This is a genomic window from uncultured Rhodoblastus sp. (assembly GCF_903903185.1).
In the GTDB taxonomy this organism is placed as follows: Bacteria; Pseudomonadota; Alphaproteobacteria; order Rhizobiales; family Beijerinckiaceae; genus Rhodoblastus.
Map to the genome: position 1 here is coordinate 1 of NZ_CAIUXT010000240.1, position 22,776 is coordinate 22,776.

The 22,776-nt window shown below is 59.5% G+C and carries 25 protein-coding genes and 1 pseudogene; 11 read left to right on the forward strand and 15 right to left on the reverse strand.

The features are described 5' to 3' along the window. Together QZY01_RS22075 and QZY01_RS22080 are read right to left on the reverse strand one after the other, a co-directional pair. Nucleotides 1–968 (reverse strand): hypothetical protein (locus tag QZY01_RS22075; protein ID WP_294541571.1); only part of this gene is annotated, 968 nt, incomplete at its 3' end. 1,156 nt (nucleotides 969–2,124) lie between these two features. Next, complete coding sequence (locus QZY01_RS22080) at nucleotides 2,125–2,331, reverse strand: hypothetical protein (RefSeq protein ID WP_294541573.1); 207 nt, start codon at nucleotides 2,329–2,331, stop codon at nucleotides 2,125–2,127. 174 nt (nucleotides 2,332–2,505) lie between these two features. Here QZY01_RS22080 and QZY01_RS22085 point away from each other — a divergent pair, with 174 nt between their 5' ends. Together QZY01_RS22085 and mcrC are read left to right on the forward strand one after the other, a co-directional pair. Then, nucleotides 2,506–4,734: an AAA family ATPase gene (locus QZY01_RS22085; protein ID WP_294541574.1), complete on the forward strand. Its 2,229-nt coding sequence runs from the start codon at nucleotides 2,506–2,508 to the stop codon at nucleotides 4,732–4,734. Beyond that, nucleotides 4,734–5,879 carry a 5-methylcytosine-specific restriction endonuclease system specificity protein McrC gene (gene mcrC, locus QZY01_RS22090; protein WP_294541575.1) on the forward strand — a complete coding sequence of 382 codons (1,146 nt, stop codon included), beginning with the start codon at nucleotides 4,734–4,736 and terminating at the stop codon, nucleotides 5,877–5,879. The genes QZY01_RS22085 and mcrC overlap by 1 nt, the downstream gene beginning before the upstream one ends. A 55-nt stretch (nucleotides 5,880–5,934) precedes the next feature. Here the strand turns inward: mcrC and QZY01_RS22095 are convergent. Then, nucleotides 5,935–6,203, reverse strand: a pseudogene (locus QZY01_RS22095) (SOS response-associated peptidase); the annotation flags it as partial. 104 nt (nucleotides 6,204–6,307) lie between these two features. On the opposite strand from QZY01_RS22095, the gene QZY01_RS22100 reads away from it, so the two are divergent. The 4 genes from QZY01_RS22100 (at nucleotide 6,308) to QZY01_RS22115 (ending at nucleotide 8,000) form a co-directional block, all read left to right on the forward strand. Next, on the forward strand, nucleotides 6,308–6,529 hold the full coding sequence (locus tag QZY01_RS22100) for a hypothetical protein (RefSeq protein WP_294541576.1): 222 nt from the start codon (nucleotides 6,308–6,310) through the stop codon (nucleotides 6,527–6,529). Beyond that, nucleotides 6,526–6,765, forward strand: coding sequence for a hypothetical protein (locus QZY01_RS22105; RefSeq protein ID WP_294541577.1), 240 nt, complete (start codon nucleotides 6,526–6,528; stop codon nucleotides 6,763–6,765). Before QZY01_RS22100 ends, QZY01_RS22105 begins: the two co-directional genes overlap by 4 nt. A gap of 240 nt (nucleotides 6,766–7,005) precedes the next feature. Then, on the forward strand, nucleotides 7,006–7,629 hold the full coding sequence (locus QZY01_RS22110) for a BPSL0067 family protein (protein WP_294541578.1): 624 nt from the start codon (nucleotides 7,006–7,008) through the stop codon (nucleotides 7,627–7,629). A gap of 98 nt (nucleotides 7,630–7,727) precedes the next feature. Then, entirely contained in the window at nucleotides 7,728–8,000 is a 273-nt protein-coding gene (locus QZY01_RS22115) for a hypothetical protein (RefSeq protein ID WP_294541581.1), read from the forward strand. Nucleotides 8,001–8,324: 324 nt separating this feature from the next. On the opposite strand, the gene QZY01_RS22120 is transcribed toward QZY01_RS22115, so the two are convergent. From QZY01_RS22120 to QZY01_RS22140, 5 genes are all read right to left on the reverse strand, one after another. Beyond that, entirely contained in the window at nucleotides 8,325–8,957 is a 633-nt protein-coding gene (locus QZY01_RS22120; RefSeq protein WP_294541583.1) for a DUF3768 domain-containing protein, read from the reverse strand. After that, a complete protein-coding gene (locus tag QZY01_RS22125; RefSeq protein ID WP_294541585.1) occupies nucleotides 8,954–9,214 on the reverse strand; it encodes a host nuclease inhibitor protein in 261 nt (86 codons plus the stop codon). The genes QZY01_RS22120 and QZY01_RS22125 overlap by 4 nt, the downstream gene beginning before the upstream one ends. 94 nt (nucleotides 9,215–9,308) lie before the next feature. Further along, a complete protein-coding gene (locus tag QZY01_RS22130; RefSeq protein WP_294541587.1) occupies nucleotides 9,309–11,033 on the reverse strand; it encodes a ParB N-terminal domain-containing protein in 1,725 nt (574 codons plus the stop codon). A gap of 212 nt (nucleotides 11,034–11,245) precedes the next feature. Beyond that, entirely contained in the window at nucleotides 11,246–11,677 is a 432-nt protein-coding gene (locus tag QZY01_RS22135) for a hypothetical protein (protein WP_294541590.1), read from the reverse strand. Continuing rightward, on the reverse strand, nucleotides 11,674–11,943 hold the full coding sequence (locus QZY01_RS22140) for a type II toxin-antitoxin system prevent-host-death family antitoxin (protein WP_294541592.1): 270 nt from the start codon (nucleotides 11,941–11,943) through the stop codon (nucleotides 11,674–11,676). The genes QZY01_RS22135 and QZY01_RS22140 overlap by 4 nt, the downstream gene beginning before the upstream one ends. Before the next feature lie 118 nt (nucleotides 11,944–12,061). Here QZY01_RS22140 and QZY01_RS22145 point away from each other — a divergent pair, with 118 nt between their 5' ends. Beyond that, nucleotides 12,062–12,328, forward strand: a complete 267-nt coding sequence (locus QZY01_RS22145; RefSeq protein WP_294541595.1) for a CopG family ribbon-helix-helix protein — start codon at nucleotides 12,062–12,064, stop codon at nucleotides 12,326–12,328. After that, entirely contained in the window at nucleotides 12,325–12,627 is a 303-nt protein-coding gene (locus QZY01_RS22150; RefSeq protein ID WP_294541598.1) for a type II toxin-antitoxin system RelE/ParE family toxin, read from the forward strand. The genes QZY01_RS22145 and QZY01_RS22150 overlap by 4 nt, the downstream gene beginning before the upstream one ends. 112 nt (nucleotides 12,628–12,739) lie before the next feature. On the opposite strand, the gene QZY01_RS22155 is transcribed toward QZY01_RS22150, so the two are convergent. The 7 genes from QZY01_RS22155 to QZY01_RS22185 form a co-directional block, all read right to left on the reverse strand. Then, a complete protein-coding gene (locus QZY01_RS22155) occupies nucleotides 12,740–17,809 on the reverse strand; it encodes an N-6 DNA methylase (protein ID WP_294541600.1) in 5,070 nt (1,689 codons plus the stop codon). A gap of 95 nt (nucleotides 17,810–17,904) precedes the next feature. After that, nucleotides 17,905–18,144: a hypothetical protein gene (locus tag QZY01_RS22160; RefSeq protein WP_294541605.1), complete on the reverse strand. Its 240-nt coding sequence runs from the start codon at nucleotides 18,142–18,144 to the stop codon at nucleotides 17,905–17,907. Next, entirely contained in the window at nucleotides 18,141–18,779 is a 639-nt protein-coding gene (locus QZY01_RS22165; protein ID WP_294541607.1) for a hypothetical protein, read from the reverse strand. Before QZY01_RS22165 ends, QZY01_RS22160 begins: the two co-directional genes overlap by 4 nt. Nucleotides 18,780–18,926: 147 nt before the next feature. After that, nucleotides 18,927–19,112, reverse strand: coding sequence for a hypothetical protein (locus QZY01_RS22170; protein WP_294541609.1), 186 nt, complete (start codon nucleotides 19,110–19,112; stop codon nucleotides 18,927–18,929). A gap of 5 nt (nucleotides 19,113–19,117) precedes the next feature. Beyond that, nucleotides 19,118–19,534 (reverse strand): hypothetical protein, encoded by a 417-nt coding sequence (locus QZY01_RS22175; protein ID WP_294541610.1) that lies wholly within the window; start codon nucleotides 19,532–19,534, stop codon nucleotides 19,118–19,120. Nucleotides 19,535–19,544: 10 nt separating this feature from the next. Next, nucleotides 19,545–20,069, reverse strand: a complete 525-nt coding sequence (locus tag QZY01_RS22180; RefSeq protein WP_294541612.1) for a hypothetical protein — start codon at nucleotides 20,067–20,069, stop codon at nucleotides 19,545–19,547. Between the two features lie 26 nt (nucleotides 20,070–20,095). Then, a complete protein-coding gene (locus QZY01_RS22185; protein ID WP_294541614.1) occupies nucleotides 20,096–20,326 on the reverse strand; it encodes a hypothetical protein in 231 nt (76 codons plus the stop codon). Here QZY01_RS22185 and QZY01_RS22190 point away from each other — a divergent pair. From QZY01_RS22190 to QZY01_RS22200, 3 genes are all read left to right on the forward strand, one after another. After that, nucleotides 20,326–20,724: a hypothetical protein gene (locus tag QZY01_RS22190; protein ID WP_294541616.1), complete on the forward strand. Its 399-nt coding sequence runs from the start codon at nucleotides 20,326–20,328 to the stop codon at nucleotides 20,722–20,724. The genes QZY01_RS22185 and QZY01_RS22190 overlap by 1 nt on opposite strands. Before the next feature lie 112 nt (nucleotides 20,725–20,836). Then, complete coding sequence (istA, locus tag QZY01_RS22195; protein WP_294541618.1) at nucleotides 20,837–22,345, forward strand: IS21 family transposase; 1,509 nt, start codon at nucleotides 20,837–20,839, stop codon at nucleotides 22,343–22,345. Beyond that, a partial coding sequence (locus QZY01_RS22200; protein ID WP_294541621.1) for an ATP-binding protein occupies nucleotides 22,345–22,776 on the forward strand: 432 nt, incomplete at its 3' end. The genes istA and QZY01_RS22200, both read left to right, overlap by 1 nt.

Below are 22,776 nucleotides of genomic sequence, written 5' to 3' on the forward strand. Positions count from 1 at the left end.
CCGCCACCAGCTGTGAAGAGCACCTCGCCACCGAACGGTACGAAGTTGGACGGCGGGTTCGCATTTCCGTAGGCTCCGAAACTCTTCAGTTCATTAGTCCCAGCGGCAGTTCCATCACTCACCCAAAGGCCGTACTGGCCATTTGCGTCTGTACCCTCGAACATAACTTTTTTGGATTGCGTGCTCGACGTATCGGGGATCGTGTCTAATTTCAGGCCAAGGTCAGAAGCGTAGTTGGTCAACGCATGCAAAGGGACGTCTTCGTGATAAACATCCCAAGCCGCAATAATCGGTGATAGTTTGTCGCCGATCGAGCCAACCAGCAAGACGTTTCCGTAGTGATAACCTGTTAGCGAGTATGCCGAATAAGCGCTGTATGCATCGCCCGCGTAATTGCCTATTGGATCACCGTAGTCGATATAATTGTAAACGTTTGAAACGTTCGCGTTTGGGAAAAGGCCCTCATAGCCGGGCAAACCTGGTGCTCCGAACGTTATGCCGCCCGCTACCCCCGGGTTCTGCTCGGCGACATATTCTGCCTCAGCACCACCCAGCGAGTGACCGGTTACGTAAATTGAATTGGTTGGATAAGGATAAAACCGGCGTATTTCGTTGTAAAAGTCTTGGGCGTATAAAAATGATGCCGGTATATGGTCATTCTTTATCAACTCATCCGCAGCAAAACTTCCTTTTTTATATTCTGCACCATTATCACTTGAAGTACCTTCAAATGAAATGATGATATTTCTATTATAGTCAAACGCTTCAGCGTAAAAACCGTCAGCGTCGTTCGTCATAACGAGAGGAGTGCCGCTGGGTGTTGTCAATAACTTTAAATCTGAAGGCACGCTTCGCGAATATACGGCATTCGATGCGTCTAAAAAAGCTTGCTTGTCGTCGATCAACTGCGCGCCGTTCATCGTTAGGGAGGAGGTTGTCGCCGTAGTGTTCAAAATCGTGTTGGTCATCGCTCGTCTCCAGGCAAAGCAACGGCGCCAGCGGAGCTCCGAACTGCCCTAGCGGCTTTCCGGCCTCAGGCGCTCTCCGCAAAAGTTGTGGCGATGAATTGTTTGGGTTGAGAATCAAACTCATTTCTTATACAAACACTTTTTCCGCTGCCGGACGGTTGAAACCTCCTCCGCATCCAAGATTCCTTAATTTTAACATGCACTTACCGTGAACATGCTAAACACGTCTAGTATATGGCAGCCATAAAACAACGCAACTCCATATGATGCATGATGGCGAATGTGTTTCCTTGATCAGAATCAATTTTGTTTTTTGGACCGCTTTTCGACGCAATCGAGTCAATGGGCAAATTTTCGTAACGGCAGTTCCTGCCCGAAGAATGTATTACTGCAGATCGCGGTCATTTATGGCGACGTTTCCCAGACCGTCGCCGTTGATCCGCGACAGCGAGCGACGCTGCGTCGCGGTGCTGCTGCGGCTGAGCGGGCAGCGTTCCCCCGTCTCTAACGATATGCAAACGGTTGACGTTCCGCTGACCCAAGGCGAACTCGCCTGCGCCCGACCACCTGTCGCGCAATTCCGTTGGAGCGGTGGTGAAGCGACTGGCGGCGTGCGGATTCATCGAACAGTCTCACCGAGCATCATTGTTCGTTCGCCGAAGGCAATGCGAGTTCCATCAAGACCGGTGCCATCGTATCGAACGATTGAACCAGCATTTGGCGCGGTCCGGCCCAGAAAAAGAAACGACTTGAACGACGGCTTTCTAAAGATAACACAGGTTCGAGCCGCCAACGCCTTACGTCCGTTCCTGGCGCATCCTTGCCATTCAGCCTTCGACTGGTGTTTTCTCGGGACCGGTCCTTCGCGCTATGCCGGCAATCCGCCGATTCCAGTCACATCACCCGGGTCGGCTGCCGACCCCGTCCAAGGGTCACTGCGCCTGGTTGGGAACGCTCGGCAAGACGCCACTGCTGAATCTGCGGCAAACTGCCCGACGAACCAGGGGAAAAGCGACTCTTGGGCGCAGCGATTCCATCGCATCAAAGTACGCATCCGACGGAGGAACCAATCCGGCAACGTCGGCCACGCCGGACAGACGGGCGGCAAGAATTTTGAAAAACGCTCCGGCATCCTCTCGACACCGAAACGCCAGGATTACAGCGCGTGCGTGCGCGAAAATTCCTTCAGCAGCGAGTTCATCTCGTCGATCCACCGTTTTATTCGGGCGATAGTCGCCTGTGTCGTGCTGTCGGAGACGTCGGTTCCGGTGCGCATTTCCCCAGATTCCAGCATTTTGAGCTGGCGCTGGAGCGTCCCGCGCATCTCGATCCATTCCTCAATCAGATGTTTGATCTCGGTCATGCGCTTGCCTCCCCTGATTGTCGACAGCATATAGCGCCCATTCACGTTCGACGAGGGCGAAGATGACCAAAACGGCGGTGTCTCGTCGGCCCGACGCGAGAAAGAAGGACTACACCCGTCAAATTCGTCCACACTGCGTAGTCACAGGGGATTTCGTCCAATAAACTTACCGCCATGACCGGCCGACTCGACCTGAAGACGACATATCGAACGATTCTGAAAGCTGCGCGCGAGCGCAGGTTCATCAGCTATGGCGATCTGGCGAAGGCCAACGGCGCGGACTGGCAAAAGGTTCGCTACGATATGAACCGCCATCTTGGTGATCTCGTGCAGATTGCCGTCCAGAATGGCTGGCCGATGACAAGCGCCATCGTTGTCAACCGGCAGAACCTCGAGACCGGCACTCTTGATGGCTCGGCCCTCCAAGGATTCCTCGCTGCCGCCCGAGATAGCGGTCTTCAGGTTGATGATCCTGATGCCTTCGTCAGGCAACAGCAACTGGCCCTATTCGACTGGGCTCCGACTGCGCCGGATGACCCCGACTTTCAATCCGCGCTGGCCGACGAGGGCAAGGCTTTGGTTGGCCCGAAATTTGTGCAGTATTTTGCGCCCGTCCTTGATGCTTTGCGATCTCTCGGCGGAGCAAGCGAACCAAAGGAAGTGATTGCAAAAGTCCGCGAGCTTGCGGATGTCGCCAAGGAAGAGCTTGCCGATACAAACAAGAACGGCCAATCCAAGTTTGAGAACAATGTCGCTTGGGCGCGGTTCTATTTGGTCAAGGCCGGCCTCATCGACCGCAAGCAGCGGGGACGTTGGGTTTTGACGCCCGACGGCCGCGAAACCCACCTCGATCACGGGAGCGCATTGGCGCTTTTTAAGGACGTGCAGAGTCGATTCCGTGATGCCTCAAGCGACGAAGACGAAGAGGCGCCCGCGCCTGAGGAAGAGTTGGCCGCCGACCTCTTCGACGATCCGAACCGCCAATTCTGGTTTGTCGGAGCGATCTGGAATGGCGCCGACGACCAGACTGATCGGTTTCTTTCGGAGGGTATCTGGCAGAACGGCTATGACGAAAAGTTCTCGGACCACGTCAAGCGTATGAAGCCGGGCGACCGAATCGCTATCAAAGCCTCGTTCGTGAAGAAATACGGGCTGCCTTTCAATAACCAGGAAAAGCCGGTTTCCTGCATGCGTATCAAAGCCATTGGTACGATCACGGCGGCCACGAAGGACGGCAAGACTGTTAAGGTCAACTGGACGGCGTTCGCCGAGCGCAAAGACTGGTATTTTTATACCTACCGCGTTACAATCGTGGAGGCCGACGCGACAGATGATCTGGCTCGCCGCCTAATCCAATTCGCCTTCGGCGATCACAAGCAGGACTATGAATTCTGGCTGCGAGTACCGTATTTCGCGAAGAAGTACCGCCCGCGCAGCACAACGGTCACCGAGATCGAGCGCGAAGAAGAGGAAGAAAAGGCCGAACTGGAGGATTCGGTCTTCGAATCCTATGGCATTGAAGACATCATCAGTGACGGGTGCTTCCTGCCGAATGCCGAACTTCGTGGCGCCCTAAGCCGGTTGAACGCCAAGCTGAACCTGATCCTTCAGGGACCGCCAGGAACCGGAAAGACTTGGCTTGCCAAGCGTCTTGCCTACGCCCTGATAGGCACAAAAGACCCTACGGTCGCGCGCAAGCGCACCCGCGCTATCCAGTTTCATCCCTCGCTGTCCTATGAGGATTTTGTGCGCGGCTGGCGCCCGGATGGCAATGGTCAGCTATCGCTCATCGACGGCGCATTCCTTGAGGCCGTTGAGGCTGCGCGCGCAGAGCGCGACCGGCCGTTCGTCGTCATTATCGAAGAAATCAATCGTGGCAATCCCGCGCAAATCTTCGGTGAAATGCTTACCCTTCTGGAGAAGGACAAGCGCAACAAGGAAGAAGCCATCGAGCTTGCTTACCCGCAGGAGCAGGGCGAGCGTATCCATATACCACCTAACCTTTATGTCATCGGCACGATGAATATCGCCGACCGGTCGCTCGCGCTTGTCGATTTTGCGCTTCGCCGGCGATTTGCGTTTGTCTCCCTCCAGACGCAGCTCAATGACCGCTGGAAGGCGTGGTGCGTCGAAAACGCCGGCATGGATGCCGCCACCGTCGATACCATCAAGCGGCTGATGAGCGAGCTCAATGGTGAGATCGAGAATGACCGGTCTCTGGGCGCGCAGTTCAAAATCGGTCATAGCTTCGTGACGCCGGGACCGGGTGAAACGATTGCCGATACCGCTGCATGGTTCCGGCAGGTCGTCGAAACGGAGATCGGACCGCTGCTTGAAGAGTACTGGTTCGACAATCCCGACAAGGCAAGGACATCGACGCAGCGGCTGCTTGCAGGGCTGTGATGGAAGCGGTCCTCGAACAGCTCGGCCCCGAAGAGCAGGCACCGCTCGCCCTCGACAAAATTCCTGTCCGCAATGTTTGGCTTCTGTTTCTCTATGCCTCGGGGCTGGCGCAGTTCAATGACCGCTTCGAGGCGGAAGTCGAGGACTCCCCTGACTTCAAATCGTTGATTGCGCGGCTTCTCTGTTACGCAACCGAGAAGCGCCAGCGACGCAATTTGAGCTTTGGTTATCGCCGCCGAGAGGGAATTCTTCGGCGCGTGAGAGGCCGCATCGACATCCTCGAAACCGTTTCGAACGATCTGTTTCGTAGGGGTGAAGTCGCCTGCCGGTTTGAAGAACTCACCATCGATACGCCGCGCAACCGCATCGTGCGCGCCGCGCTCGCAAAGCTTGCGGGCTGGCTCGAGGATGCCGATCTCTCGCATCGTTGCCGCATGCTTGCCAATGCGCTCGGGCGTGTTGGCGTATCCGGTAAGAAGCCCACCCGCTCGGAAATCGCATCGGATCAGATCGCTCGCCATGAAGGTGAGGACCGCCTCATGGTCTCGCTGGCAAAGGCTGTCTTCGATCTTGTTCTGCCGACGGAGTCCGCCGGGGCGCGGACACTGCTAAAAGCGCAGCGGGAGGAAACTGAGTTTCGGAAACTGTTCGAGAAGGCCGTCGGCAATTTCTTCGCGAGCGAACTTCCTAGGGACGAGGGCTGGCGGGTGTATCCAGGCAAGCAATATGTCTGGCCGGTGAGCGAGGCGTCAGCGGGCATTCGCAGCTATCTGCCGATTATGATCACCGATATAATTCTCGAAAACGAGACTGACGGCCGCCGGATCATTATCGATACCAAATTCACCAACATTCTTACGCCGGGGCAACGGGGCGGCTTCCGCTTCAAAACTGGCCATCTCTATCAGCTCTATGCCTATTTGCGCAGCCAGGAGCGCCAGAATGACCCGCTCTCGCTGAATGCGGACGGCATGCTGATTTATCCGGCTATTGGCCTCGACGTTGATGAATCGGCGCTCATCCAGGGCCATCGCATGCGCTTTGCGACGATTGACCTCTCGCAGTCGACAGCTGAAGTGGTCGAGCGGCTTCGAATGTTGCCGATGCGCAGCGCCGTCGGCACTAAAAAGGCTAAATCCATGTGAATCCATGAGCGGATATAATTCAGCAGCATGGCATACGGCGGCGGGCGCTTGCGCATAGCCAGCGCCTCCAATGCGGCGAAGCCGGTTGCGTACATTGGTGACGCCGGGGTCGGTTGCCCGCCCTTTCAAGGCAAATTTCGGTGACGGCATTCCCCACCTGGCCATCGTCAATTCCCTTTCGCCGTCAGTGACGCGGACGATGGGCGCGGAATAGTCTGGAAAGACGCCGGTCGGCGGCGCCAAGTTGCCGGTCTTGTCATGCACGACGCGGAACAGCGCGCGCATGGCGTCCTGGGGTTTGGAGAGGCCGTAAAGATTGCACATGGAACGGATTATGCCGCGCCAACGGGGATAGGTCGATGGGGTCAGCCTTGACTCCCGGCCTCGGGAGTGTTCTTTGTCTGTTCTCTTTTCATCGGAGCGGAACCATGTCGTTAGAGGCTGGACGGAAAACGGGCGTCGGGGCAACAGACGATGAAATCGACGCTGTTATTTTGGAGTTCGGCGGCGATCCCCGGCAGGCGATCCGCGCACTTCTGCATGATCTCACTGAACTGGCGGCAGATTCCAATGCCGTTATCTCACGCGGTTATGTGCGTGGCCGGCATCTTCCGTTCCAATTGCGTGGGACGCCAGGCGAAACGTCATGACCAGACGCACGACGCGCTCCGATGCACACGTTGACAGCCCTGCCTTGCTTTCGTTTCTCGGGAAATGCAGGAGTACGGTCATTGGGGAAATGTCGAAGATGAAGGTCGGAGGTCCGCTCTACTATTCTGGTTCGACTGTCGTGGCGGCGATCGATGCGTTCGCCTTGATGCTGACCGGCGAGCGCGATTATTTTTCCCTCAAGCCGCACAGCATTGGCGGATCGAAGCCGGAATAGCGATTGTAGACTGCTCCCTTGAGAGCCGGCCTCCGCCCAGCCCGAGAAACGCTCGCCCGCCGTCCGACTTCGCCTACCGGGGAGTGCATTGCATATTTACGTTTTTTAAAAAAAAGGCGCTTCGAGTTCGCGCCGTTCGCTGGCTCTCTTGGAAGGTTGCTTCAACTTCAGGAGAGCGCTTTGCGCAAAGAGAGAATGTCGAGGGATATTCGGTCGGGACCGAATATTGATGGAGAAAGGTTGTCGCGGCTGGCTGCCGCGCTGATCATTTTGGCGCTCGCGTTTTCGGGATCGAAAGAATGTCGGGCCGATCCGCAAGTGCAGATGCCGAGCGGCGTGCCGCTGCATGTGGTCCCGACGTATCCGGAGCCTGGTCTTCCGGCTTACACTTATCCGCAGGGCGGCCAGCTTCTTGTCGACACCGGGGAAGTGGTCGGTACGACGGTGATCCAGACCGATGGGGCGAGTTCTCCGACGTTCACCGGAACTGGAAGCGGGGTGGCCGGAGCGACTCTTGCATCGGGTTATGCGGATTTCTTAGGCCAAAGTGTTGGTTCGGGTCAGTGCGTTGCGCTGGCCCAGGCGACGTCGAATGTTGGCTTGACCTCGACGTGGGTTCCCGGCTCTCAAGTGCAGGGCAACACCAATATCGCGGCTGGTACGGTGATCGCCACATTTGGCTCGGATGGGACGTATACGAACACTGTTGGCCAGAGCCACACGGCGATTTACCTGGGACAGAACGACCAGGGGATTCAAGTCATGGATCAATGGGCGAATCGGTCTGCCCAATACCGCACGATCAATTGGACGACCAGCAATTCTTATGAGTCTGGATCTCAATTTTACGTCGTATCACACTAACTATATAGCAAGGGGTCATACTTATGCGGTATCACATCAGATTTATAGCTGTCGTGTTGGTTTTGGGTCTCTCAGTGTATGGCGCTGGGGCAGCGTCTTTGTGCAAACCCGACATTGTGGGGATTGATTTGATCGAGGGAAAATCTAATCCACCAGGATTCCTGCCGCCGGATGAGGAGAAATACAAAGGCAATAAGATGCCGGAGGATATAATCGTGCAAGGCTGGCACAATTTGCGGCAGGCTCATCGGCCACTGACCTTTGTGTGCCGATACAAAGGGCGGCCAAACGAGGCGTTCATTTTGCCGGATAGCACGAACTCATGCGAGCTGACCTATAAAGGCGGCCTGATTTTCGAGTGTCGGCACTGAGTTGATCGGCGAGGACGAAGCCGAAGGCCGGAGGAAACATCGCGTCTTCCGGCCTTTTCTTTGGCGTCACCACGCGAGCCCCGGCGGCTGCCCGCAAGCGCCGGTGCGCGCCAGCCCGGCGCCCGAAAGCCGAAAGGCGCCCACAAGCCCCAGCGCCGCGGCGGTCTCCGGCCGCCCGCAACTTAGGCACGTCCGTTGAGTGGAGACTCCGAAGGAAGTGCATTGCACGACTTCGGGCAGGACGAAAAACGCGTGAGCAAAAAAAAGCCCGCCGAGCGCGTTAGCGTTCGACGGGCTGAAGTTATTGCTGGGAGCACGCGAGTCTCAACTTTCGCGAGCAAGCATGACGGTCAGAACACGGGTGGTTTGTGATGGATCGGCCGGGTCCTCGGAGCCATATTCAATGTTCTGATCGTAATAATCGATTTTCCAGAAGATTTTCTCGTCCTTAAAATCGAAAGAGCCGAAATCGTGCTCGCCGTGGGGGTCGTTGTCGGGCGAGAAGTCGTCGAAACCCTTGACCTTGGCGATGATCGCCAATTGCTCGTCAAATGGCAGAATGGATATGCCGCTGGTCCAGACCAATTGGCCGTGTTTCGACGGCGCGCGGCGGAAAGCGTCATTGAGTTCGCGGATGCGAATGGTTTCGGGTGAGTGAGCGGTTGTCGTCATGGCGGAAATCTCCTTGTCCAATGTACAATTGTTGTCAGCCTCATGCAGGGTGTTTTCGATCTCGCCGATGTCGCGGTAGAGAGCGGGCAGGCGAGAGCTCGCAGGCGATCGGCAGGCGATGTGGAGGTAATGTCGCCAGTCGGTCTTGTTCCAAAATGCCGGATCCGCGCGTTTTCCATTGCGACCGGATGCGGCGCGTTCACAGTGGACGATCAAATTCGTCGCGAGACGTTGGGCGACGATTTTACGCGCCGAGAGCCGGCGTGACAGCTGTTGAGCGTTCATGACGCATGCTCCTTCAGGCGAACGGCAATGGCTGAAGTGATAGAAAACATCGCGTCGAGGGCATCATCGCCATCAACTGCCTCGGGGATGCCGGGAACGAGAAGCGTTTGGTTGTCGTAGGCATGCCTGGCGACGGCGGAGACAACGGTCTTGAGCCTGTCAATGTTGAGATGGCGGGCGATAGGGAGCGCGCTGGGCGGGCATCTAATGCCAAAGCCGATGATGCCGCCGCGGTCTGCATAAGCGATGAAGGGCATGAGGTTGCTCCATGAAGTTGCTCGCAGCGCAGTCGCCGCGCGTGGCGCGCTGAAGTCGCCACGCGTCAGCAAGAGGCGAAACGTCGCGTCAGCGTCAGGCGGCCTTGCCCTGCTCGGCTTCGTCGTCTTCGAAGGAGGTTTCGGCTTCGCCAGCGTCCTCCGTCTCGCCGTGAGGCGGCTCGCCGGACTCTCCGAATTCGGCTAAATCGCCGTTCTCGTCCGTCCCGTCGTCCGCCTCGGCTTCGGTGTTGACGCCATAGCGGTATGGCTCTTGCGAAAATTTGGCGCTCTCTTCGGCGCTGAGGGCGAAGTGGGCGGCCGGGAGAACGACGCGGGTGTCGCGGGCCTGTTCGACAATCGCGACGCGCGTTTCCTTGACCCTTTGCCTGGGGAGGACGCCGAGTCCGGATCCAAGCTGTTCGAGCGCCTTGCGAGACAGCGTGGACAGAAAGTCGTCGGTCGCCATGGTCGGAAGTTCGGCGTCGGCGCCGATCTCGTCGCCGGCGATGCGGGCGGCCAAACCGCTGCCGTTGTATTTGAGCTTGCAGTTCAGGGTGTTCCGCAGCACCTCGACCGCGACCGATCGGATGAGGGTTGTGTCGGAGGTGAGTTTGCCGCCTTCCGCGATTTTCGCGACGAGCGAACGGGTCGGAGTGGAGTCATTCGTGCGAATGCTCACATTGTCCGCCGAGAGCGCGAGCAGGAGCAGACCGATGATCGTCTGGTCGGAAATTTCAGACTGAGTCAGGGCGGCGCTCAGCGCTTCCGTGCGCATTTCGCCGATCATTTCCATGCCCTTGTTGGTGATGTCGGGCCTTGTCTTCGACGGGATCGCGCCGGAATCGTCGCCGCCGGCTGTGGCGGAATTCTCGCCTTTCAACGGCGTGGGGCGGCGGAAGGCGATATCTTTGACGCTTCCGTCGCGCGGGGCGATGTAAAAGCCGATGCGATCGCCTTCGGCGGGTTTGGACGACCAAACGCGCTCGGCGCCTTTCGGCAGTTTAGCGCTGCCGTAGTCGTCGGCCTCGATGATTTCGCCATTTTCGGGAAGGTTGGCTTCGAGCCAGGCGCGCTGAGCGGCGAGGAATGCTTCGGCGTCGGTCGTATAGCGGCTGTCTTCGTTGGCCGGAGCGAAAAGATCCTCGATCCAGACAATGCCGAAAGCGGTCTGCTCCTTTTCGCCGAATTTGGCGTTGCGGGCGAACATCTCGTGTTTGGAAAGCGCTCTGGCGAGGTCGCACCACGACACCTCGGCTTTTTTCCTGGGTTTGTTGGCCTCCCAGGCCTCAGTCTGTTCGGACAAGGGCGCCGCTGCGATGACGCGGAGTTCCCGCTCCGACGGCATGTCGCCCCGGCCGATATGTTCGAGGATGGCGGGCAGAATATTGCCCAGGAGCCGCAGCTTTCGCACCTGGCGGACGGGAATGGCGAAGGCGGTGGCAAGGGCCTCTTCGGTCCAGTTTTCGGACGCGAGGGATTCGATCGAGCGCCACAGATCGACGGGCGACATTGGCGCGCGGATGACGTTTTCGGAGACGGCGCGCATATTGTCGAGCGGATCGGCCGGCTTGACGAGGATCGCCAGCTCTTTCTGCTTATTTGCGATGGCGGTTCGCACGCGGCGGCGACCGAGAATGATGGTGAGCGAGCCGTCCTCTTCTTGCGAGAACAGGGGCGGCTGAAGGAAGCCGATCGCCTTGGCGTTGGCTTTCAGAGCGGCGTCGGCCATCCGATCTGCCGGGATGTGGCGGGGATCCCTGTTGTCGATGAATTTCAGGGTTTTGGGATCGACGATGCGCAGTTCGATATTCTGTTCCATAATTTTTCTCCTGCTGGTCCCGTTTCGATATTTTTTTCCGAAACAGGATCTTCAGGAGCGCGGACGCGCGATCGGGGCAAAGGCGGCGCTGGCGCCGGGATTCGGGCGGACTAGCGCAGCGGCCGACCGAACCCACCCTTTGCGGCGGGCGCGCGGCCCGTGCTGACATCCTTCCATTTTTGTTTATCTTGGCGCGATTTCGCGCGATTGGACTATCCTCGGCGGCTCGTGACGAGTCCTCGGCGGCTCGTGACGAGTATGCGACGGGACTGACGTTCTCGCGCCCACGCCTCAAATATTTGCAATACAAAGGCTCGGCTAAAGCGTCCAATTTTGCAATCAGGCTCAAGATAGTGCGATTGACGAACGGAATCGACGTTCACTTCATCAAGTATGATCCACATGCGCAGGTCTGCGTCCAACCCACCGCGCCGTTTTTCGGTGTCGGGAACCTCCCTGAAAAAGCGATCTTTGCTTGGTTCCTTGGTCGTAATAGGAAATAGCAATAGCAAATCGTCATCGAGGCGGAACCCCACCACTGTAGGGCGACGTTTGCGTCCTTCGGTTTCGCCTCGTTGAGCTTCTGAGCCCCAAAGAAACGGAAAACGAATGACGGCGCCGCTGGTGAGCGCGTCGCGCGTCATTCCTCGTGCTCCCGCTTCAAGCGCGCGATCTCGGCTTCTGCCTTTGCAAAAAGCTCGTCGGGTAAGGTATCGATTGTATAGTGTCGCCGCGTGTCCGTGGCCGTCAGCCGTTGAAATTCGTCAACTGTCATAACGACGAAGGCGGGGCGCTTTCGTTGCGTGATCGTGACCGGGCCGCGTCGCGCCGCCTCGAAAATGTCGCCCGATTTTCGGGTCCAGTCGGACGACGGAAACGTAGCCATAGTGATTGCCTCTTTGTACAACAATTACAATAATGTTGTATCATATGCGGGGAGTCCATACAACATTGTTGGCGAAGCTTTTGGATGGCGCTTCGGCTACAATGTGTTAGGTTGTACACATACAACCACAAAGGCAATCCCCATGGACAGCACGACAATGACGATCCGCGTCCCGGTGGCGGTTCACGAAAAGTTGGCGCGCCTGTCGCGGGGCACCAAGCGCAGCCGCTCTTATCTCGCCGCCGAGGCGGTCTCAGCTTATGTAGACCGGGAACTTGCGATCATTGAGGGCATCCAGCAAGGATTGGCCGACGTGTCGGCAGGGCGGGTGACTCCGCATGACGAAGTCATCGCGGAACTTCACGCCGTCATTGACGCCGCCGAACGCAAGAAAGCCGCGCAAGGGTGAGACGCGTTGAATGGTCTGACGCGGCCAAGGCAGATATTCGCGCGCAAATCGAATACATTGCTGCTGATGACCCGCAAGCTGCGCGCCGGGTTGCCGTCGCCCTTGGCGAGACGGGGGCCGCTTTGGGAGAGTTCGCCACCGGCCACCCGGGCCGTGTCGCCGGAACCTATGAAAAATCGGTGCGCCGCCTGCCTTACATCATTGCCTATGCCCTGACCGATAGCGATCGGGCCGTGTCAATCCTGCGCGTCATTCATACCGCTCGCGACTGGCGCGACGACGCCTGGCCGGGTGACTGAGAAAACGCCATAAAGTTGCATAGCGCACGTTTACAGCCAGATTTTGCCTTGACCCTACCGCCGGGGGCGAGCGGAAGGTAGATCGACCACGGCGTCGATCTATCTTGAACGATCAGGCCGCGTTGGCGGTGAGATCGCTTTCGTCCTCGGCCTTCGTCGCGGCGAGCGATTCATTGATCGCCTCGAGTTCCGCGTGCTTGTCGTCGAGCTCGTCCTGGAACACGAAAGCAACGCCGAGGCGCGCCGTCAGCGAGGGAATCCAGGTTTCCGCGTGGGCGATGGTCGCGTTGTTTTCCTTGAGCTCGGCTTCGAAGCGGGTGAGCAGGTGCTCCAGTCGCGAGATCAGGCCAAGAGGCGACAGTTCGCTGTCGGTCTCGACGATTTCGTTCCATCCGGTGCGCGCGATGGCGAGCGCCGGATAGCCGAAAGGGCTTTTGGCGATGCGCAGACCGAATCCGCCAATGGCGCCGATCGGCCTGGGATGGAAAGGCCTCTCCGTCTTGGCTTTGATGACGTGCTTGAGCAGCAACGATCCGGCGTCCTTGCGTTCGCTGAACAGCTTTTCGTCGACGGTCATCGTAAAGGCGTCGCCGCGCGTGGGTTTCCGCTTTTCGATGTCGGCCTCGACCTGCAAGATGCGTTGTCGCACTTCGTCTGCGTTGCGCGCGAGACGGTCGATTTTTTGCCGGGTCAGGATGCGCTCGTCGAAGTGGTTCTGCCGCAACCGCTCCAAGCGGGCGATCTCGGCTTCAAGACCGGCTTTCTGAATCAGGCGTTCGTCGCCCGAGGCGATGGCCTTGGCGAGACCGAACTGGCTGGCCTGCGCGCCGACGTCTTCGACGCGGCGGATCGAACGGTCGCCGGACATGGCCATTTCGATGAAGCGGGCCTTGCGTTCGAGGATCTGCCAGCCGGTTGCGTCGACGCTGCCCTTGGTTGCATAGGCATAGAGCTGGATTTCGTCGTTCTGGTTGCCTTGGCGCTCGATGCGGCCTTCGCGCTGCTCGACTTGCGACGGAAGCCAGGGCACGTCGAGATGATGCATCGCGATCAGACGGCGCTGGGCATTGACGCCCGTGCCCATGGTTTCGGAAGAGCCGATCAGGATGCGCTTCTTGCCGCCGTTCACGTCGTTGAACAGGCGCTGCTTGGCGGCGGAACGCTTAAAATCCTGCATGAAGGCGATTTCGGACGCGGGAACGCCGAGAGCGATCAGCGACTCCCTGATCCAGAGATAGGCGGAAAAACCGCGCGATTCGGCGACGGCCGGCGTGCCAAGGTCGGAGAAAATCATCTGGGTCGCGCCGGGCGTGGGATCGAGCGCGCCGTCCGGCCGGCGATAGCGGCGGTCGGACGTGTCGCGCCAGATCTCGAAAACCTTGCGGATCATCGAGTTGAGCTTGTTCTCGGGCTCGTTGGGCTGGTTTTTGTCTGCGAAGCGAAGATCGATCGCGGCATGGCGGCCGTCGGTGATGACCGACAAGAGAATGTCGTCGCCTTTTTTGGGGCGGCGCTGGCGTTGTTCGATCGCCTTGATGCGCTGGGCGAGAACCTTTTGATAGGCCTTGAACGAGGGGGTTGCGGGAGCGGCGACGATCTGGCGCTGGCCGCCGGCTATGTTCGGCAGTTTCAGGTTTTCGCGAAGGTCGGCTTTCAAGACGACGTCGGCGAAATCCCGGTACATCGAAATCAATTCGGGAATATTGACGAATTGCGCGAACCGGGTAACCGGTTTGTAGAGTCCCGAGGGCTGCAATTCGAGGTCTGTGGTGGTTTCGCCGAAGGCGGCCGCCCAGGCGTCGAATTCCTGAATACCTCGCTCTTCGAGCATTTCCGGCTGGAAGAACCGCTGGATCGTGAACATTTCGCCGAGCGTGTTGGTGATAGGCGTTCCCGAGGCTGCGATCAACGCGCGCCCCGAGAGGTTTGTCGCGAGGAAGCGGGTTTTAACGTAGAGGTCCCAGGCTCGCTGCGAACCGTCGGGATCGACGCCTTTCAAGGTGCTTTGGTTGGTGGTGAAAGTGAGTTTTCGGAACTCCTGCATTTCATCGACGAGGATTTGGTCGACGCCGATTTCGGCGATCGTCAGCATGTCGTCTTTTCGGCTCTTTAACGCTTCGAGCTTGGCCTCCATGCCCTCTTTCATCCGCTCGATGCGCTTGATCGAGACGCGATCTTCCTTGCTGGTCCGGTTGAGCAGTTCGGCGTAGGAGCCGATTTGATCGGTGACGAGACCGTGTTCGAACGCCGCCGGCGCGGCAATGAACTTGAACGCCGAATGGGTGATGATGATGCAGTCCCAATTGGCGGTCGCGGCGCGGGCAAGGAAGCGCTGGCGCTTATCCTTGACGAAATTGCTTTCGTCGGCGACGAGAATGCGGGCGGTGGGATAGAGCTGCAGGAATTCGCGGGCGGCCTGGGCGAGGCAGTGTCCGGGCACGGTCATCATCGGCTTGGTGATGAGGCCAAGCCTTTTCTGCTCCATCACGGCGGCGGCGAGGGTGAAGGTTTTGCCGGCGCCCACGGCGTGGGCGATATAAGTCGATCCCGCCGACAGGATGCGCCAGATCGCGCGCTTCTGGTGCGGGTAGAACTTGATGACGCTCGAGGCGCCGGGGATCGTCAGATGCGATCCGTCGAAGCCGCGGGGGACCAGATTGTTGAAACGCTCGTTATAGAGCTTCGCCAGGCGCTCGGCCCTGTCGGAATCGGTCCAGATCCAGTTCTCAAAAGCGCGCTTGATGTTGGCGAGCTTGTCTTTGGCCGCTTCGGTGTCGGCGGCGTTGAGGACGCGCTTTTTGACTCCGTCTTCCTCGAACTCGTCGAAGATCTGCGGCAGCGTCGAATTGAGGGCGTCGGAGACGAGTTCGCCGGCATGACGGCGAAGCGTGCCCCAGTCGGTGGTCGAAGCCGGGTTCTGCAGGAAGGCGCCGACGGTAATGGTCCAGCTCGCGATTTCGGCGGTGTGATAGACCGGCGTTGTGACGCCGAGGATTTCTTCGCAGAATTTCGAGATCACGTCGGTCGGGAGCCATGGCGCGCCAAGCCGCGCGGTGATTTCCGAAGGTTTTAAGTCTTCGGGTAGGGCTTCGTTGAGCGCTTCGACGTTGCGCTGGAAGCGCGGATCGTCCGCGGCGGCCTCATTCGCCGTTGCGAGCCGTTTGCGGACGGCGCCGGAGAGATAGGCGTCGGCGGAATGCCAGATTTCGATGCCGGTTTTCGATGCAATGGGATCGAGGAAGATGCGGTCGCCGAGATCGGCGATCGCGACGTCGCGGGTCACGCCAAGAAGTTCGGCGATCCGGTCGATGTCGACCATGCCGGCTTCATGCAGCGTGACAGCGAGCGCATCGGCGGCGGTGGCGATTTCCGGCGTGGTCGGCGGATGGAGGACGCGTTCGGTGAAAATCGGGCCTTGCTTGGCATAGCCGGATTCGACGTCATATTCCTCGATGGAAGAAACCAGCCAGACATCGGGATCGTCGAGGAAGGGCTGAAGGTTCGGCCGCCGGACGGTTTCGCGAACCTCGCCCTCGGCGGTCGTGGTCTCGCCGATCGTCGTCAGATTGATGGCGCCGAAATCGCGTTTGAAATGCGCATAAGCGGAGCGCAGGCGAACCTGGGCGCCGCCCCATGGAAGATCGGCTTCCTGGGCGCGGAGAACGTCGCGAACGGCGTCACGGATCTGGACAAGGTTGCTGACGATGCGGGCGTGTTTTGCGGGAATGCCTTCGGAGCCCTTGCCGGAGCGGATTTGCACGGCGGCCGGCGCGCCATCGATGATCTGGGCCAGTTGGTTTTTTACGATCAGGAAGCTGCCTTCCTTGATCGTTGCGCCTTCGGCGGCCGTGCCGACATGAACAGTCTCGTCGAACAAGGTGTTCTGCTCTTGTTCGACGGGAGCCTGGGGCGTGTAGATTTCGGTGGGCATGGAGTAGAGGGCTTCGATCAGGCGTTTCGAAAGCGCGTGTTCGTCGGCGTGGGTGGGCAGGCAAGTATAGGTGGGGCCATAGGCGCTCGTGGTGCGCGCGTGCGAGCCGAGCGCCATGCCGGGACGCTCGACGAAATAGCGGTTGATCAGGAGTTCTTCGTCGCCGTCCTCGGCGGGAATGATTGCGTCGAGGTCGATCCAGTTCGCGGGCCTGGCGGTCTGGTCGGCTTTGCGTTTCTGGAAGACCAGCACGTCGACCACGACGTCGGTTCCGGCGCAGGCGCGCATGGCGCCTTCCGGCAAGCGCGCGGCGCAAAGAAGGTCGGCCATGGACGCGATGAAGGCGCGGGCCGTGGCGTCGGTCTTGTCCATGGTCCAGCGGCTGGTGACGAAAGCGGCGAGACCGCCGGGGCGAAGGCGCTCGATCGAGCGCGCGAGAAAAAAGTCGTGGAGGGAAAGGTTGAGCGCGCCGATCGGATCGGCGCCACGGACGCTGCGGCTGCTGAACGGCGGATTGCCGACGACGAGGTCGTAGGTTTCGGGCAGCCGGGCCTTGGTGAAATCCTCGGCGCGGATGCGGGCGTTCGGATAGAGGAGCTTGGCGATGCGCGCGGTGATCGGATCCATTTCGACGCCGGTCAACGCGGTCTTGTCGGCGAGCGCTTGCGGCATCAACGAGAAGAACAGACCGGTTCCGCAACCGGGTTCGAGGACGCGGCCGCCGGAAAAGCCCAGGTGGCGCAAGGCGCGCCAGATGGCGCGAATGACGAATTCCGGCGTGAAATGGGCGTATTGCGTGACGCGCGCGAGGCTGGCGAGTTCAGTCGGCGACGCCAGCTGTTCGAGGTTCTGGCCGAGGGTTTCCCAACCTTTCGGGAAAGTCTCGTCGGGCGAGCGGCGGAAAAGGTTGTTGGCGAGGTCACTGGCGCCGAACGAAGTGAACAGGGCGAGGCGATCCTGCTCCTCTGGCGTCGCGTTTCGGGCTTCTCCTTCGATCTGGCGCAGCAGTCGAATGGCAGCGATATTGTCGGTCGCGCGCGCTTTCCAGGCCTGGGCCAGTTTGCGGTCGCCGGTGAGGCGAAAGTCGATCGCCGGAATGAGCGGGAACGAGGGCGGGCTTTCCTCGTCGTCGTCTCCGGCGTCGGTCAGGGACGGCTCCGAAGCGCCGAAGTCTCCGAAAAGTCCGAAGGAGCTTGAAAGGCCGGTGGTGTCGAGGAACGGCAGGGAGAACTGATCGCGGGATTTGCTCATTTTGGTGTTCCTTAAGGCGAACGCAATCGCCCGGCGCGCGCGCAGGCGCGGCCAGGGGATCGAGGTGGAAGGGGTGTTGGGTGAGAGAGCGGCAGTCAGGCCGCTGGGGGCGCGCCAAGTTTGTGAAAGGCGCGTAGAATGGCTTGTCTTGCCTGCGAGTATTCGTCGAGCGGCCAGGCCGTGCCGAGCTCGTTTAGAACCGTGTTGAAAATCTGCGTTTCGCGCGCGTCGAAAAACCGGGTCTCATCCGGCTTTCTCGATTCCCACGGCTGGATTTGGATTTCCTGCGCGTGGCCGTTGATCCTCGTGGTGAACCAGGTGAGGTCGTCGCTCATAGGCTCACCCTCGCCGGTTCGCGGGCGCCGGGCCGGGCGTCGCTCGCAATGGCGGGCTGAGGCTTTTCGACCGTCGCGCCGTCGAGCGCGTATCGCGTGAGGCGGCAGCGAAAGTTGGGCTGGGTGAGGGGCGCGAAGATCGGCGTCCGGCCCACGCGCTCGATGAAGCGAAAAGCATCGATATCCGAAGGGCCCTTCGCGAAATTCACGGGATGGCTCAGGCGCACAATGTCACCTGGGCTCATCGAGCGAACGTCGTTGCGCGTTTTGCGCGCCGCCTCCACGCGCGCGCGCCAATCGGCGGCGTAGCTCGAATCGGGAATTTCGGCGACGGACGAAAGCAGCTTGAAGATGCGCTCGGGACAGTCGATCTCGCAGGGACCGGCGGTTTCGTCCATGAATTTCGTGCCGAAACCGTCCTTTTCGGAATTCTTGAACAAGACGACAGCGCAGAAGAAGTAGGATGTGGCCGAATTCTTGATTTCGCGTCGAACCGCCGCATAGACGACTTTGCCGACCGTGGCCGTGGCGACAGCCGTCGATTTGTGGGTTTCGGTTTCGAAAGTGAGATCCCTGGCGATGCGCTGTGCGGGAGATTCTTTCGTGAGTTTTTCGTATTCGAAGGTCCAGCCCATTTTTTTGCTCCGGTTTGAGTTTCTTCCAACTCATCTTCCGAAGCGGGCAGCCGACGGCGGGCCGCGCAAGGGCGCGAAGCGCCGGGCTTGACCCTTGCGCGGCCCGACGGTTGATGCCAGATATTTTCTTTGTTTTTTTATGTGCTTTTATCCCTCTGCCTTCCAAGGCGCTTCAACCCACACCCCACCAAACGGCAGCTGCATCGTCTCTCGCTCCTTGTCGGTGAAAGTGTCGAAATCGTCTCCGTTCGTGAAGCCTTCGGAGTTGCTCCAGTTCAACTGGTCTTCGCCGGGCTCAAGGCGCTCCGGCGCCATGCAAATAATCCAACCCATGATGATTATCCTCGGGCGACGGGGCAGGGGGATTCCAGCTTGCGGAACAGGTCTTCGGCCCCGTCCTCGACGATGGCTTTACGGAACGCTTTGACGGCGCGCTCGGACAGAGCGGAGCGGATCGCAGCCGCCATGCCGGCGGCGTAGGTGAATTCATCTCCGAGCGAGAGGTGAACGCGGCTGTTGGCGTTTTGTTTGGCGATATCCTCATCCTCATCGACCGAATGCTTGAGCGGCTTCCCGTCGATGAACGGCACGCCCCAAGCGACTATGCCGAGGGTGACTTTCAGCGGGACGAAGATCGGCTCGATCTGGCGTTTTTCGCGATGTTCCGCGACAAGGTCCCAGGTCCACCCTTCGGGCAGTTTATATCCCTGGTCGAGATAGCCTTGTTCGATGGCGGTTGGCTTGCTGGAAGGCATAACAGGCTCCTTATGGAGTTTGGCGGTTGAAATGGGCGCGGTTCTCCGCGTTGATCTGGTCGAGGCGGGTACGGGCGGTTGCCTTCTCGGCGTCGTTCGCCGGCTCAAGGCAGCTGACGATCCGCCAGATTTTGCCGGTTTCGACGGCGCGGGCGTGGCTGGTCAAGTGGTCGTCGAGTCGCCCGGCCTTGGCCTCGCGCAAATAGTACGAATACATGCGTGGATCGCGCGGGGCGAATTTGCCAAGTTCGAAAAGCTGTCTGATTTTCGCCCGTTCGACTGGCGGCATGGCGTAAAAGACGGCTCTGACCTGGCGCCAATAGGCGGCGCGGTTGGTCCTCAATTGCTGTGCGAATTTTGCGGCCTGTTCGGCTCGCTCGATCATGACAGCGTCAACGCTTGGCTGGCTGGCGGCGATAAGATCGGCGAAAAGCGGCAGGGCATCGCGCTGGCGCTGCTGGTGGCGCAGGACGCCAAGGCGTTTGCGCCGGGTATCTTCATAGGCCGCGAAGATCGGAAAGCGGCAGTAGAGCATGGCTCACCCCTCCGGTGCAGGGTTTGTCAGCATTCGTCGACAACACGCCCCATGATGACGAGTTCTTGCGCGCCGTAGACGTGCGGCAGCCCGCATTCATCGCAAGTATATTTGCGGGCGTCAGGCTCGCAGCAATCTCGCCACGCTCCGCAGGCGATGCAATAGCCGGCGTCTTGATCGTCGGCCTCTTCGATTTGTTCGATCGTGAATTTCTTCGCGATAATCTTGCCGTTTTCGTTATGGCGCTGGATGCTCATTGTCATTCTCCGGCGATGATGCGGACGAGAAAGCTCTGGCCGTTGTCGAGCCGGATTTTCAGGTTGTTCGGATCGCTGACGTCGACGTCGGCGATCTCGAAGGTTTCTTCGCTTTCATGGAGCTCGCTGCTCTCGTCCGCGCCTTCCTCGAAATGATAAAACTCTCGGTCATCGAGGAAATCGCGGATGGCGAGGCCGAGGTCGCGCGTCGTGGCTTTGATGGTCATGGCTTTGGCTTTCCTGTTTTGGGGATGATGGTTTCAGGACGCGAGCAGCGCGGCGACTTTGGCGGCGAGGCGTTCCATGTCGGCGTCGGCGCGATCGTTGAAGCTGAAGAAGCGATCGCCTGCCTTGCAGTGCCAGCTGACAAGGTTGTGAGTGACCCGCTCAACGTGTGAACCGGCGTGCAATTTTCACCCCGTGAAGCGGGGGATCGGCTTCCAAGATTGACCCCCCGAAAATTGGCTGGAAGAGCCACCCGCATTGCATGGCAAGCGGGGACGAATGGGGATGTTGGTTGTGGAGACGATTGGCCGGATCCGGCGTGAGCATTCTAACAAGGGCAAATCGATCAAGGCGATCGCTCGCGATCTGAAGATCTCGCGCAATACGGTCCGCAAGGTTCTGCGCTCCGGCGAGACCGCCTTCGATTATCAGCGTGAGGTTCAGCCACGCCCCAAGCTCGGGCGCTGGTCGCAGGATCTGGAGCGGCTACTCAAGGAGAACGGCGAGAAGCCGGCGCGCGAGCGTCTCACGCTGATCCGGATTTTCGAGACGCTGCGCGATCTTGGCTACGAGGGTGGCTATGACGCGGTGCGCCGCTACGCCAAGACCTGGCGGCGCGCCCATGCCGCCGTGACAGCCGCCGCCTTCGTCCCGCTGAGCTTTGCGCCAGGCGAAGCTTACCAGTTCGACTGGTCCCACGAGATCGTCCTGCTCGACGGCGTCACCACCACGGTCAAAGTCGCGCATGTCCGCCTCTGCCACAGCCGGATGTTTTTCGTGCGCGCCTATCCGCGGGAAAGCCAGGAGATGGTGTTCGACGCCCACGACCGCGCCTTCATCTTTTTCAAGGGCGCCTGCCAGCGCGGCATCTACGACAACATGAAAACGGCGGTCGACGCGGTCTTCATCGGCAAGGAGCGCCAGTACAACCGCCGCTTCCTGCAAATGTGCGCGCATTATCTCGTCGAGCCCGTCGCCTGCACGCCGGCCTCCGGCTGGGAGAAAGGTCAGGTCGAGAACCAGGTTGGGCTGGTGCGCGAGCGCTTCTTCACGCCGCGCCTGCGGTTCAAGAGTTTTGAAGAGATGAACGCCTGGCTGGCGGATCGCTGCGTCGCCCACGCCAAGGAAAATTCCCATCCCGAGGTCGCCGACAAAACCGTCTGGGAGATGTTCGAGGCCGAGCGTCCCAAGCTCGTCCCCTATGTCGGCCGGTTCGACGGATTCCACGCCGTTCCGGCCTCGGTGTCCAAGACCTGCCTCGTTCGCTTCGACAGCAACAAATACTCGGTTCAGGCCAGCGCCGTCGGTCGGCCTGTCGATGTCCATGCCTACGCCGACCGCATTGTCATTCGCCAGGACGGCAAGATCGTTGGAGAGCATGACCGCGTCTTCGGGCGCGGCGAGACCAGGTTCAACCCCTGGCATTATGTGCCCGTGCTGGCGCGAAAGCCCGGCGCCCTGCGCAACGGCGCGCCGTTCAAGGATTGGCTGCTGCCGGCCGCGATCGAGCGGGTTCGCAAGAAGCTCTCCGGTTCGCATGACGGCGACCGCCAGATGGTCAAAATCCTCGCCGCCGTTCTCACCGACGGATTATCGGCGGTGGAGGCGGCCAGCGCCGAAGCGCTCACTGAGGGCGTCCATTCCGCCGACGTCATCCTCAACATTCTCGCGCGTCGCCGCGATCCTGGCCCGGTCGCCCCGATCCAGCCGCCTGAGGCGCTGAAGCTCGCCATTCCGCCTGTCGCCGATTGCGCCCGCTACGATCAATTGAGGGATACAGGGAGAGCCTGCTGATGGAACGCACAAAAATCTTCGACCTGATGAGCGAACTCAAGCTGTTCGGCATGAAGGCCGCCTATGACGAGATCATGGGCGCCGGCATCAAGCGCCAGCACGAACCCCCGCGCATCGTGGGCGACCTGCTCGCCGCCGAAATCTCCGAAAAGCAAGCGCGCTCGATCAAATATCAGCTGACCATCGCCAAACTGCCGCTCGCCAAGGACCTCGACGACTTCGCCTTTGAGGGAACGCCAATCAATGAAAGGTTGGTGCGCGATCTCGCCACCGGTCGCTTCATCGACTTGCAACGTAATACGGTCCTGATCGGCGGAACTGGCACCGGCAAGACTCATCTATCGATCGCCATTGCCCGCGCTTGCGTGCGCGCCGGCAAGCGCGGACGCTTCTACACCACTGTCGATCTGGTCAATAAACTCGAAGCGGAA